Consider the following 13,909-nt stretch of genomic DNA (forward strand, 5'->3'; position numbering starts at 1 on the left):
AGGGGCGCTTAAAAGCTGTACTGCGCCCCGGCGCCCGCATACCAAGAACGGCCCGGTGCCGCCTCGTAATAGCGATTATTGCTGTCGCCGACAATCACCGACCCCACGTATTGGCGATCCAGCAAGTTGTCCAGACGCAGGGTCTGGTGGAAGGTCCAGTGTTCAACCTTCTGTTCAAATTGTGCGCGCCAGTTGAAGACGGTGTAGGCCGGGGCCGCTTTTTTCGTGTTGGTGTCTTCAACGTACACCTTGCTGCGGTACATGCCCTCGAATGCGGTGCTCAACCAGTCAGTGGGCTTCCAGTTCACTTCAGCGAACAAGGTGGTTTGCGGTACGCCGGGCAGGTAGTTGCCTTTGTCTACTTCCTTTCTGTTGGTCCCGGTGCCACTTACGAAGTCGCTGTCATAAGTTGCTTGAAGACGGGTATAGGCCAAAGTTGTTGTCCAGTGCTCGCTCAGTTGGCTTTCGATACCCAGTTCAAAGCCACGACGCAGCGTGCGGCCAGCGTTTTGATAGCTAGTTCTTCCGCCTTCGGAACCTGCAACAACTAATTCATCCTCTGTGGTGATCTGGAAAACAGCGGCATTAATGCGAGTGTTATTAAGTTGTGCTTTAAGGCCAACTTCGTACTGAGTGCTTTCAGAAGGTTTTAGACCGAAGTTAAAACCTTCCTGCCCGCCCGGCGCATAAGCAAGTTCTGCCTGTGTCGGGGTTTCGAAGCCTTTTCCTGCACTAACATACCCATGTAATTCAGGGGTAAAGGCGTACATCACACTGATGGAAGGCGTGGCTTTTTCGTAGCGCTTGGTGCCGCTGGCGTCGCCGTTGCTCAAAAAGTGATCATCGACATCCATTTCCATCGTGCTGTAACGCAAGCCTGTTTGAACTGTCCAGTTATCGATGGCCCAATTGGCTTGTACGAACGGGTCAAGACTACGAGCCGTGTCTACTTCGTCGCGGCGCATCTCGCCTTTCACGCCAAATTGCTCACCATTGTAGTTTTGATAACCGTGTCGATTATCTCGGCTTTGATCGAAGTCTAGGCCGCTGATAATTGTCAGATCTCCCGGTGCACTTGTTATAGGTTGAATCCAATGTACATTGGCCCCGTAGAATTTACGGTCGAACTGCACAACACCTCCACCACGTTCGTTGGCCGGGTTTAATGTTGTGGTGTTACCTATGTACTTGGGTATCGCCAAATACTGAATCACACTCCGCGTGCCGGTATACGCATTGACCTGCAAGGTCGCGTCACCGATGTAGCGTTCGTAGTTCATGCCCAGTTGTTGGTGGTCGATGCTTTTGCGGGTGTTGTAGATCAGCGCGTTGGGCGTCACCGAGCGAGGGTCGGCCTTATACGCTTCCCAACTTTGCCCCAGCGGATCTTGGGTACCGTTCTGCTCAAGGCTGCTGTAAATCAGTGCCAGTTTGCTGTCTTCGTCGGGCTTGAGGTTGAGCTTGGCAAAGGTCTGGTCGCGGCGCGCGGCGCTGTGCTCGCGGTAACCATCGGTGTCCATACGCGAAGCGTCGAGTACAAAGCCCACGTCATCAACCGCACCTTCAGCCGTCAGGTGGTTTTTGCTCATGCCGTCGCTGCCCACCAGGGTTTCGGCGCCAATACGCGGCGGACCTTCGCCGTCACGCGAGAACATTTGGATCACGCCACCCGCGTTGCTGCCGTATAAAGTCGCCGCCGGGCCGCGCAGTACTTCAATGCGCTCAGCGGTGTCGAGGTTAAATGTGGCTGCTTGCCCCTGACCGTCCGGCGTACTGGCGGGAATACCGTCGGCAATCAATTTGATACCGCGCACACCAAATGCCGAACGGGCGCCAAAGCCACGGGATGAAATTTGTAAGTCCTGTGCGTAGTTCTGTCGGTTCTGCACCACCAGTCCTGGTACGCGGGACAGTACCTCGGACGCATTGATGCCGAGCTGGCCGTCCTGAATCTGCTCCTGATTGATGCTGTCGACCGAGTACGGCACATCAAAGCTTGGGCTGGCGCTGCGTGAGCCGGTAATGACGCTAGGGTCGAGTTCCAGCGGCTCGGCAACACTGAGGGTCGTCAGGCAGAAGCCGGGCAGCAGCAGGGCGAGGCGAACAGGTACAAAACATTTCATGGGCGGTTTCAGGATTCCGTGTGAAGCGACCCGTCCGGGCGACGGGTATCAGGCTAGCAGAGGGCGCGCAGTTTAGCGGCTGACGGGGGGATATCCAGCAAAACTAAACGACAAGGACGACTTGGTGTCGTCCTTGGTTAACGAGCAGCGAGCTGAACGGTTATTGCACTTGAATCATGCTGTTGGTGTTCTGCAAGTCACGGATCAACTGCTTCAGTGCGCCGTAGCGTTTCTGGTGAATAGTCGGCCAGCTTGCACGCTCGATGAAAATCAGGCCATCGGCGTCTGTGTGCACGGGAGTGTGAATAATTTCGTGGTTGCTGGCGCGATGAGTCAATTGCGGTCCGGCGGCTGAGTCATTGTCGAGTCGGAAGTAACCAGGGGCTTTAAGCCTGTCATTGATTTGCGCGAGGGTAAGTGCTCGAGGGCGAGGTTTTGTGCCGGGTATATCAACCTCTAGCCAGTAGTCATTCTTTAAAAAGTGGTAGTCGCGCCCCGGGAGATTGGGTGGAACGACTTCACCCAGGGCCTGACGCAAGCCTTGGCTGGTGCCTGGAACTGAATCCGAAACGCGAAGGCCAATAGCGCCTTCAAGTTCTGCCAATCCGGGAATACCTTGAAACGTATTGGCATGGGTGTTGCCGGTTAAGGCAATCCATTTATGGCCACCGGTCCGCGTTTGGTCGGCACGGATAATCTGCGATGCGAAGTAACTGAACATTTCACCGCGATTGAGCCAAGGGGTTTCACTTAGCGTGCCTCTTTCGTGATAACTGGCCGCACAATCAAGGGCTTTGACTTCTATGCCGTGCCGGCGAGCCTGACGCACCAGTTGGCTGAAGTTGTAGCGACTTGATGGGTCAATACCGTGGCCTAAATCCTGATTTGTCAGAAACTCATCCAGCCTCAGAGATATTTTTCCGGTCTTGAAAAAGTCATCCAGCAGGCTCTGGTGCATATCCGTTTGAAGGTGCTCCAGATAAATGACTTTGACGTCGCTTTTGGCAAGTTCAGCCATGTTGTCAATCAGGAGTTTTTTGCCTGATTGGTGGGCGTGAGCTTCCCCTAGAATGATCCCTGGGGAATGTTCGTGGAGGCTTTTAAAGAGGTCTGGGGCAGAAGTATTGCTGGCCAGTTGCGGCCGTGTCACCTGTGGTTTTGCCGGTTTTGATACGAAGAAAGTTTTTGCATCGGCGAGCAGCTTGACTCTCATTTTTTTGAACGCGCGATGAGCAATACTGAGTTGCGAGGTCAAATCTACAAAGTCTCTGTCCCCTATGAATAGGTTTGTGTGATCTCTGATGATGCCGTGAAGTGTTTCCTTGTATTCATCGGGGATGTCGTAATCGCTGTATTTGATCGCGGGTAAGTCGACTGAAGGACTTGCACGATCCAGCGATAAAGGTTCCCAGCGCTTGGCGCCGTCAGCAAGTTTATGTTTGATTTCCCATTGTCCTGCCGTGCGCCGAACTTTGTATTGGGCGCTAATGCCACTGCTCGAACCTGTTGGTCGCTGCAAGTAAAAGTTACGGCCCAGCCAACCCCTATAGACCTCCAGGATCACGTCGTTTTGCTGGATATACAGCTTGTTGTTGACGCGATACAGGCCTTGTTCATCAGGGGGGCTGCGGCTTAGATCAAGGTCGCGAACCTGCGCGCTTTCTATCACCCGTTGAACACTGAGTTTTTGTTTCAGCAGCGGTGTTGTCGGGTCTACATCCCATAGCCCGGCCGAGAGTTCCCGCAAGGGGATGCTGTACGTCGCGTTAGGGTTGCGCGCATCCAGCGCACGCCACAGTTCATCCAGATTATCGTACTGACTGCGGTAGAGATTGCCTCGCGTGTCCTTGGTGTAATAGGCGGCCGGGCGGCTGCCTGAAGGCGCCTGTTCAAACACTCCGACGCCAAATTCATCGCCCGTACGCAGTTGGAGCCCCGTAGCCGGGCGCGTGCTGGCAGCGCCCAGGCTTAACGTGGCTCTGGGCTGACGGATACGCTGGCGTATGGACTTGCTGAAAATCGCCGACCCGGTGAAGTCCGAGGCGCCGTCGGTGAGGTGTGTGATGGACTCCATAAAATGCAGCAATGCTTCGTGTTTTTCGTCACGTTGCAGGGCGTCGATGCCTTGGAGTATCTGATAAATAAAACGTGACAGGACGATGGGGAGTAGCACTCGCGTCGGCAGCACGAACGATACGATATCGATCACCGTCAGGGCGGTGTCTTTAGCGGTATTGAGATTGCTTTCCCAGGTGGAAGTCGATTGCTCGTCGGCATCGTGGATGGCGTGCAAGGCTTCTGTATCGTAGGAGGCTTCAAACAAGTTATGGCCGATGCCCTGAAGTTGCAGGTTGCTGTCGGTCAAGCCTTGTTCCAGCAACGGTTTGATATAGGCCTGTTGAGCCAATGTCACGCGGCGCATTACGTAGGCCCGCCAATGGGGATGTGACAGCTTCTGACCCAACTCATTGCGTGTATTGGCAACCAGAAACCAGCGTTTATCCGGGGCGTCGGGGGTGTAACACAACAGCTCCCTTGAGGCCGTCGAACTGAAAACCAGAACGCCAGGCAATGGCTTGTAACGCATCATCAGAAGATGGGCCTTGACCTGTTCGCCGTTGATCCGTGGGCGCGTGCTTTCAACGGGGTGGGCCAGTGCGGTCTTGACCCATTCTGTTTGCTCGGCGTTTAAGGTGCCGGACAGCGTTGCTTCCAGCAGGTCCAGGTGTAGCTGGGCTTTTTTGACGGCAACATAGCGCTCTTTGCGCCAATGGGCCTGCGCTGAGTTGATCAACAGGTTGTTCAGATTTCTTTTGTAGCTTTCGCCGATATCCAATTGGCGGACCAGTGTTTTGACGTACTGGGAGGCCAAGATGGGATGCGTCCTGCCCGTGCTGTCCTTGACCTGAGCGGTCAGGGTAAAGGTCACATCCCAGATGCCGACGTTGGCCAAGGCCAGCTCACTCAGGCTGCGACGGGTTGTTTGGTAGCTGATCACCGGCCCGGTTTTGTCCAGACTGACACCCGCGGCAAAGCCTGAACCGCTGATCGGATTAAACAGCGGGCCTGTGCGCACAGCTTCTGTGGTGGAGATGTAAATGGTGTCGGGATTAACCTCGATGCCGTGGTCTTTTTTGATCTGTTGTTGGAGCTGAATGCGGGCGTAGCCCAGCAGTGTGTGTTTTTGACCGATTTCGCCAAGGGGCTGAGCGTCGGGTGTCACAGACGCTAATCGCTCGTGGTTCAAGCGTTCGACAGCCAATCGCCACTGGGTTTTTTGTTCGTCAGGTGCGTTTCTTAACCAGCCAGGTAGTTGGCTTTCGAGTAGTCGGGTGTAACGGTTGTTTAAAATATTGGCAGGTTTGAGGGGCAGGCTTGAGTTCAGAAACAGATCCACGTATTCGGACAATTGATCAAGGGTGGTGTCGTATTTGTGTGTGCGCGCGATCGACCACGCATGACGCAGATCGCGCTGTTGTTTTTCGATCAGTTGGGTGCTGTAGAACGTGGCAACCCTTTCGTCCTCGACGGGGCTGTAGTCGACGTGCTCGTGAACCAGAGCGCGGGCGCGGTCCTCTGTTAACAGGCAATCGAACAATAACTCGCGCTGGTAAGGGTCTTTGATTCTGGCGCCTAACTCCTGTGAGAGGGCGGCGATTGAATCGAATGTTTCCAAGCCGACATTTGGGGTGTAAAGCACCACCGAGCGTGGCGTGGCGTCCTTGATGATGAGCTCGTCGTGGAACTCGGCAGACACGGTAGGCAGATGTTTAGTGGTGATTACAAAGGCACCGTGCAAGAAGGTCGGCCTCTGCACAGGGTGGCCATTTAGAACCATTGTGTAGCAGCCATAACTTCCGGGTTGTAAGGGTGGATCCGGTGCGACGGGCGTGGCAAACACATGCTCGACAAGCTCCAGGCCGTTGGCGCTGAATGTGCCGTCTGCATGACGTAAGCGGGCTTCGCAGAGAATCAGATTCACGGCGAACCGCGATAGCCACTCCTTGGGTGTCAGTGCGTTGAAATCTTGATGGGGTGTTTTCCAGAAGTCGCTCAGGGCGTCCCGTACACAACGCTCAGGCGAGCGGGTGGCAAACTCAAGGTATTTTTCTAGCTCGGGTGCGCTGATGGCCGCGGCCAGATCTTCATCCTCCAGTGTGTAGGCGTAGTTATAAACGCGAGTTGCGCCTTGCACAAAGGTCGGGATCTGACCTGTCACAAAGCACTGGTCGATCAAGGCTGTGAGCTTTTGGCTGACGATGGTTGGAGACTGGCCGGGTTCTGGTTGGGCCTCTTCATTGATGTAGAGAAAATCTGTGCAAATGTCTTCAGGTAACTGGGCAAAAAACATCCGTAAACGGTGGTCCAGGGATGTGTCCAGGTTGGGAAGCGCGTTAATGAGAGAGCGCAATTTGGGCTCAGCCACGTTGAGAAAATCCAGGGCGTTAGACATGTGTTTTTCCTGTCAGCTGACGCGAACGTCGGTGTATTCACAGGAAATCTCAAAGCACTCATGCATAGGTCTTATATAAAGCTAGCCTTGAGAATTGTTTGAGAAGGATCGACGGGGCTGGGCTGGGCAAATCGCGCAGGGTCATTCCCGGCGTCTTTACGCTATAATCCCGCCCTTTAGTTGTTTCCCGCTGTAAAGGGAGCACACCATTTTTCTCAGGCGCCCGCCGCCTGCCTGCAACTTTAAGAGGCACAACCTGTGGCATTGACGATTCTTGGCCTGTCCGGCGCCCTGAGCCATGACCCCTCCGCCGCCCTGTATATCGACGGCAAGTTGGTCGCAGCGGCCGAAGAAGAGCGTTTCGTACGCGATAAGCATGCAAAGAACCGCATGCCTTACGAATCTGCAAAGTTTTGCCTTGAGCAAGCTGGCATCAAGCCTTCAGATGTTGATGTCGTGGCCATTCCGTTCGCGCCGATCAGCTTGTTCGGCAAGGCGCGCTGGCACTACGCCAAGCGCTATTGGTACGCCCCGGACCGCGCCCTTGACGCGATCCTGATGGGCAACCGTCGCTACAAGCGCTATCGCAACAAGATTGTGTTCTGCCTTGAGCAACTGGGTTTTGATCCGAAGAAAATCAAGATCGAACCGGTTGAGCATCACCTGGCGCACGCTTCCAGTGCTTACCACTGCTCGGGTTTCAAAGAGAAAACTGCGATTCTGGGCATCGACGGCAAGGGCGAATACGCGACGACCTTCTTCGGTTATGGCGAAAACGGCAAGATCACCAAGCTCAAGGAATTCTTCGATCCTGACTCATTGGGCGGCTTGTACGGCGCTATCACCGAGTTTCTCGGTTTCGAGATGCTCGACGGCGAGTTCAAGGTTATGGGCATGGCGCCGTACGGCGACGCCAGCAAATACGATTTCTCGCGTCTGGCCTCGTTTGAAAACGGCGAACTGGTGATCAACACCGAGTACGCCAACGTCATCGGCCTGCGTCGCTACAAAGAGAACGGCAAGGGCTTCTACTTCTCGCCAAAACTGATCGAGTGGCTGGGGCCAAAGCGCGAAGGCGATATTGCCGACGAGCCATACATCCACTACGCGGCCAGCATGCAAGCGCTGTTTGAAAAACTGTCGCTGCAAATGATTGATTACTACCTGGGCGACATTCTCAAAGAGACGGGCAAGCTGGCTTTTGCCGGTGGTTGCGCGTTGAACGTGAAGCTGAACCAGAAGATCATCGCCCGTCCTGACGTGAAGGAGCTGTTCGTTCAGCCTGCATCCGGTGATGCCGGCACGGCGGTCGGCGCAGCGGCCTATGTGTCGCACGCGCGGGGTGTGCCGGTCGAGAAGATGGAACATGTCTACCTCGGCCCTGCGTACAGCAACGAAGACGTGATCGCTGCGTGTGCCCGTCATCCGGGCAACCCTGCATGGCGCAAAATCAACAACACCCCTGAGAACATCGCCAAGATCATGGTCGACGGTAATCCGGTGGCTTGGTTTCAGGGCCGCATGGAGTTCGGTCCTCGTGCGTTGGGCGGGCGTTCGATCATTGGCTGCCCAAGCAGCTCGGGCGTGGCTGACCGCATCAACGAACAGATCAAGTTCCGCGAGCGCTGGAGGCCTTTCTGCCCGTCGATGCTCGACACCGTGGCCCCGCAGATGATCAAGGTCGATCATCCCGCACCGTTCATGACCTTCACGTTTGAAGTGGCTGAAGAGTGGAAAACCCGCGTGCCCGAGGTTGTGCATGAGGACGGTACGTCCCGTGCCCAGGTGCTCAAGCGCGAATACAATCCGCGCTACTACGACATGATGAAGGCGCTTGAAGTGCTGACCGGCAACGGCGTGTCGCTGAACACCTCGCTCAACCGTCGCGGCGAGCCAATGGTCTGCTCGCCGACCGACGCGTTGAACATGTTCTTCGGTTCCGATCTTCAGTACCTGATCATGGAAGACATTCTGGTCGTTAAAGAAGGTGCGCCGACTTATGAATCGCTCGACTGAGCGTCATGTGCTGCAGTTCTGTCACGGCTATGACGGGCCGTTTCTGGACTGCGCGCGCCAGTACGCCAGCCTGTTTGCAGGCAGCGGGTATCGCGTCACCACGGTCTTTTTGACCGGGGCGGCCGATCCCGAGGTGGCCGAGGGCTGCGCTTCTGACGAAGTGCTGTTTATGGAGTTCAGCTCCAGGGACATTCGTGGCCTGAAGCTCGGTGCGATCCGCAAGCTGCGTAACATCGCAGCCTCGCGGGATTTCAGCTTTTGCATCGCTCATCGCTTTAAGCCGGTGTATGTCGCGTTGTTGGCGACCCGTTTGCCGGTGATTGGCGTGCATCATGCGTTTGGCGACTATCAGCGTCGCAGCCGCAAGCTGTTTGCACATCTGTTTCGCAAACGCTTGAGCCTGCTCGGTGTGTCAAACGCTGTGCGCGATGACATCCGTAAAAGCCTGCCCAAGTGGCCGAAAGGTCGCATCAGCACGCTGTATAACCGCATTGATATCGATGCGGTTCAAGACGGCCAGTTGCCTCGTCATGAGGCCCGCCAAGCGCTGGGTTTGCCTGACGATGCCTTTATCGTCGGTAACGTTGGGCGACTGCACCCGGATAAAGATCAAGCCACGCTGATTCGAGGCTTTGCCAAGGCATTGCCTGCGCTCCCTGAAGGCAGCTTGCTGGCAGTTCTCGGCAAGGGTCGTCTGGAACAGGACCTTAAAGAGCTTGCCAACGAGCTGGGCATCGGTGATCAAGTCAAGTTCCTTGGGCAAGTGCCCGAGGCGCGCCGTTTTTTCCGTGGGTTTGATGTGTTTGCCCTGAGTTCTGACCATGAACCGTTCGGTATGGTGCTGCTGGAAGCGATGGCGGCCGGCGTACCTTTGCTGGCGACTGCCTGCGGCGGGGCAATCGAAGTTGTGGAAGGCGTGGGCATTCTGTTCCCGCTGGGCGATGCCGAACGTTTGGCTCAGGGCCTGCAACATTTGGCGGTGCTCACCGATGAGCAGCGCGAAGACTGCGCCGAGCGTATGTTGGGCCGCCTGCATGAGCGCTTCAGTGATGAAGCCGTTCGCGATGCGTTCTGGCGCTTGCCGCAAGTCACCGACCTAACTGCGGAGTCTTGATGCTCAATCGTTTTCAAGGCTGGCGCGAGCGTGGCTGGAGCGTGATTGACGCTCCAATCTATGCCGATGCCTGGCAGCGTTTTGGTGGCAGTGTTGCCACGCACCCTCTGGTTGTTGAGCGTTTGGCGCATTTGGCCGGGATCCCCGTGCGCTATCTGGCTTGGGAGCAGGGCGGTGAGTTGCAAGCGGCTATCCCGACCTGGGGGCGGGATTTGGCATTGTCCAAGGATGTGCTTAAGCGTCAGGGCAAAAAAGGCCTGTTTGACCTCGGTAACGCCGAGATTATCTTGCCTGCGGCGGCTGATGCTGCCGCGCCGTTACGTCATCGGGGCCGTTATTTGTCGCAGCTCAATGAAGGACGCTTCGGCAATCTGGTGCTGCAAGCCGAGCAATTGGCGATGTCACGCACTCCGGAGGAGCTGTCCAAGAAATTCCGGTACAACCAGCGGCGTGAATTACGGTTGCTGGAAGAAGCTGGTGGCGTGATACGTCCTGTCAGCGAGCTGTCCAGCGTCGAACTGGCGACGATCTACTGCGATCTGTTTTTGCGTCGTTGGGGGTTTGTAGCGACAGGGGCCGAGCGTATGGCCGAGGTGATTGAGTTACTGCGCGAACTGTTGATTGGTTCAGTGATCTACCTCAACGATGCGCCGATAGCCATCCAGCTGGTGTACCGGGTGGAGTCGCCGCAGTGGATCAGCGTCGAATACGTCAACGGTGGTGTAGACCCCGAAACACGAGCCTTCAGCCCCGGTAGCGTGTTGAGCTTTCTCAACACCCAGTCCGCTTGGGAGCAGGCGCGTAGCGTCGACAAGCCTCTGCGTTTCTCGTTCGGTCGTGCCGACCGCGAGTACAAGGAGCGTTGGTGCAACCCGGTGCCTGTTTATCGGGTGTGAGTCGAGGCAACGCAAAACTGGCAGGCGCTGGCGGTCGGCGCCCGTTACGGGACACATTATAAGAGCCATTTCATGAGCCAACCGGTCAGTCGCAAACAACAACTCCTTAAACGTCATCGGCGCTACAAGCGGTTTGGCTTGCTGGTGGCGTTGCTGGTGCTGATCATCTGTGCGGTGCTGCTGCCCTGGTGGGCGACACTGTTAGTGGCGGTGCTGAGCTGGGTCGCGCATGAGGCCTGGTTTGCCGACCATTTGTTCTACTCACCCAAAGATGATTACCAGTACCAGTTTCCTGCGGACAGCCAGCGACCGGGCGTCAGGCTGGAAAAAGGCCGATTGCATGCTGATCTGCCGCTTTGTTTGGTCGGTGACGAAACGATCATTCTTGCACTTAAGATCAAAAGTGGTTGGCTAGGGCGCTTTATCGACCCGTACATAAACCTTGCGGGTGGCGAGGCAAGCGACCAGCAGACCTTCGAACGTGGAGTCAATGGCCTGCGTTATCTGAATTTAAGTGGCAGTGCTTCAGCGCTGAGTGCTGGCGAGTTGCGCCTTCGCGGGCATTTTTGTCGCTTTCAAACCCCGCAGCTTTGGGTTTTTCGCGAGCCTGATTATCGTCAGCAGCGGGTCATGGTTATTGCGCCTCACGCCGACGATGCCGAATTGGCGGCATACGGGTTGTACAGCCAAGCTAAAGACGCCTGGATCGTCACATTGACGGCTGGCGAAATCGAAACTGAGCATTATCAGGACATGGGCCTGGGTCATGTAGAAGCAGCCCGTTTAAAGGGGCGTCTGCGCGCATGGGACAGTTTGGCCGTGCCGCGCTGGGCGGGCGTGCCCGAAACTCAATGCGCACAGTTGGGCTACTTTTGCATGCAACTGCATGCCATGCAGGCAGCGCCAGATGAACCGATCGCGTCACGCGAAGCCGACCTGTGCGATACGCGTCTGTTTCGCCAGTTCAACTCGTTCCCGCTACCCGGCGATGTGGATGGTGCGCCCACCTGGAATAATTTGCTGGCGGACTTGCGTGCATTGATCGTGCAGGCTCGCCCCGAAGTGATCGTTTTACCGCACCCGACACTGGATCCACACCCTGATCATGTCTGCGCACAGGCGGCAGTATTTGAAGCGCTTCAAGGGCTTGAGTGGCAGCCGCTCACCGTCCTGGGGTATGCCAACCATTTGCATGATAATGACCGCTGGCCGATGGGGAGTAGCGGGGAGGGGATCACCTTGCCGCCGGTTTTTGATCCTGAGCAGGTGCTACAGCCCTACAGCGTATCGCTGAACCTCGCCCATCAACGCGACAAAGCCATGGCGTTGGGCATGATGCACGACCTGCAACCACCCGCGCCGTTCAAGCGGCGGCTTCGGCGTTTGTTACAAAAGCTTTTGGCGGGCAGAAAGCCTTCGCCTTACGGCGAAAATGAATTCTTTCGTAAAGCAGTGCGACGCCATGAGCTGTTTTGGCGCCTTTCGGCACCGCAAGGAAAACCATGAAAGTTCTATTTCTAGTACAGAAAGACCAGCGTGCCATTCTGGATCGCTTGTATGAGGGTGTTGCGGCGCATTGCGACTGTGATATCCGTTGGCTGAGCAGTGATGAGCAGCGCCATTTGCGCCGCTATTTTCATCGCGAGGTCGATGTCAGCCGTTACGATCGGATTGTATTTTTTCTGCGCTTCAAACAGGAAATCCGGCAAGTTAGTTTTATTCGCACGTTGCCCAATCTGGTGATTCTTGAGCACGACGCTTACCAGAATTACATCGAATGCAAGTACACCGGCAAGTTCAGTGCGCATTACCGTCAACTGCCTTGGGCCCGAGTCATCAGTTCTGGCTTTATGGTCACTCAACGCCTGCGCGAGGAGGGGTTCGACGCGGTTTTCGTGCCTAAAGGTTACGATCAGACGTTGTTACAGGACTTCGGACGCGAACGCGACATCGAACTGGCCTTTGTCGGCAGCACTAACAGCGTGGCCTACAGTGGCCGTAAAGCCTTGCTTGATGAATTGGCCAGTGTTGAGCCGCTGGTGGTGACACGTACCAAGTCCGGCGATGAATACCGTGACACCCTCAACCGAATCCGTTTTTTTGTCAGTGCGGATGTAGGCATGGGTGAATACATGATCAAGAATTTTGAAGCTATGGCCTGCGGTTGTGTGCTGCTGGCCTTCGATCAGGGCGAAGAAGAAAACCGCGCGCTGGGTTTCGAAGATATGCAAAACGTGGTTTTTTATCGAACCATTCCCCAGTTGCAGGAAAAACTGGCCCGTTTGCGCAGTGACCCGCAGTTAGCCGAGAGCATTGCTCGTCGAGGGCGTGACCTGGCTGTTTCAGGTTACAGCTTCGCACGCATTGGCCAGCGTATCGTTGAGGCGATACAACCGCCTTTACGGAGCCATCCACCCCTGTCCTGGTGGGATCGTGTGCGTTTGAAGTCAGGTTTTTAGGCTCGCCCTACAAGGGCTTCAGTAATGCCTGAAAGGGATTTACCAATTATTACAGGAGAAGGGCGTGCAGTTCAGCCAAGAAAGTGATGTCACCCTGGTCGTGACCAGTTGCGGTCGTTTTGATTTGCTCAAGCTAACGCTCGACAGCTTTGAGCGTTTCAACACTGCCCCGATTCGTGAAGTCATCATCACTGAAGACTCTGGCGACGAGGCTGTACATGCGGTTGTTCCACCCAGCTGGGCCGGACACTGTACGGTCTTGGTCAACAAGCCGAAATTGGGGCAGTTGGCATCTATCGATCTGGCCTACTCTAAAGTAAGCACTGCTTATATTTTTCATTGCGAGGACGACTGGGAGTTCTACCGTCCAGGCTTTGTCGAGGATTCAATCGTCATCCTTGAGCATAAACCGAACGTTTTACAGGTCTGGTTGCGCAGTTATGCCCACGACTTGCGCATTCACAGCCCCTATCTGCATTACGGCAAGCGTGAAGTGGTCGCCGGTGTGGCGTGCTATCCGGTGCTGTCCGATAAGCCTGAATGGCAGAGCTTTTCGCTGAATCCGGGATTGCGTCGTTACAAGGATTACCTTTTGTGCGCGCCCTTTAGCGGTCATGGTGGCGAAAAAGCGCTATCCAAGCGTTATGCAGAACTGAACCTGATAGCCATGGCGCTGGAGGCCGATGCGGTCTTGCACACAGGTTTTGGGACTCATGTCGAAGTGCCTGAAGAACGCCTGCGTAAAGCTCGACGAAGCCGTCGAGAGCGCATAAAACTATTCGGTGCCGTGTTATTGGGTGTGGTGATTGGTATTGTGATCAGCTAAGCCTATGGGGGTTAAGGCCTTG

8 protein-coding genes are annotated in these 13,909 nt (G+C 55.5%); 6 read left to right on the top strand and 2 right to left on the bottom strand.

What is annotated here, in order from left to right:
• Positions 1–8: 8 nt before the first annotated feature.
• Together GHN86_RS16065 and GHN86_RS16070 are read right to left on the bottom strand one after the other, a co-directional pair.
• On the bottom strand, positions 9–2,123 hold the full coding sequence (locus tag GHN86_RS16065) for a TonB-dependent receptor family protein (RefSeq protein WP_153380819.1): 2,115 nt from the start codon (positions 2,121–2,123) through the stop codon (positions 9–11).
• A 160-nt stretch (positions 2,124–2,283) separates the two neighbouring features.
• Positions 2,284–6,576, bottom strand: coding sequence for a membrane-targeted effector domain-containing toxin (locus GHN86_RS16070; protein ID WP_153386924.1), 4,293 nt, complete (start codon positions 6,574–6,576; stop codon positions 2,284–2,286).
• 258 nt (positions 6,577–6,834) lie between these two features.
• Here GHN86_RS16070 and GHN86_RS16075 point away from each other — a divergent pair, with 258 nt between their 5' ends.
• The 6 genes from GHN86_RS16075 (at position 6,835) to GHN86_RS16100 (ending at position 13,887) form a co-directional block, all read left to right on the top strand.
• Positions 6,835–8,592 carry a carbamoyltransferase gene (locus GHN86_RS16075; protein ID WP_122785124.1) on the top strand — a complete coding sequence of 586 codons (1,758 nt, stop codon included), beginning with the start codon at positions 6,835–6,837 and terminating at the stop codon, positions 8,590–8,592.
• A complete protein-coding gene (locus GHN86_RS16080; protein ID WP_153380815.1) occupies positions 8,576–9,706 on the top strand; it encodes a glycosyltransferase in 1,131 nt (376 codons plus the stop codon). The genes GHN86_RS16075 and GHN86_RS16080 overlap by 17 nt, the downstream gene beginning before the upstream one ends.
• Entirely contained in the window at positions 9,706–10,602 is an 897-nt protein-coding gene (locus GHN86_RS16085) for a GNAT family N-acetyltransferase (protein WP_153380813.1), read from the top strand. Before GHN86_RS16080 ends, GHN86_RS16085 begins: the two co-directional genes overlap by 1 nt.
• 72 nt (positions 10,603–10,674) lie before the next feature.
• Positions 10,675–12,108, top strand: a complete 1,434-nt coding sequence (locus GHN86_RS16090; protein WP_153380811.1) for a PIG-L deacetylase family protein — start codon at positions 10,675–10,677, stop codon at positions 12,106–12,108.
• On the top strand, positions 12,105–13,061 hold the full coding sequence (locus GHN86_RS16095; protein ID WP_153380809.1) for a glycosyltransferase family protein: 957 nt from the start codon (positions 12,105–12,107) through the stop codon (positions 13,059–13,061). The genes GHN86_RS16090 and GHN86_RS16095 overlap by 4 nt, the downstream gene beginning before the upstream one ends.
• Positions 13,062–13,125: 64 nt before the next feature.
• A complete protein-coding gene (locus GHN86_RS16100) occupies positions 13,126–13,887 on the top strand; it encodes a glycosyltransferase family 2 protein (protein ID WP_323369437.1) in 762 nt (253 codons plus the stop codon).
• Positions 13,888–13,909 lie beyond the last annotated feature (22 nt).

This window comes from Pseudomonas helleri (genome assembly GCF_009600315.1).
Taxonomy (GTDB): domain Bacteria; phylum Pseudomonadota; class Gammaproteobacteria; order Pseudomonadales; family Pseudomonadaceae; genus Aquipseudomonas; species Aquipseudomonas helleri_A.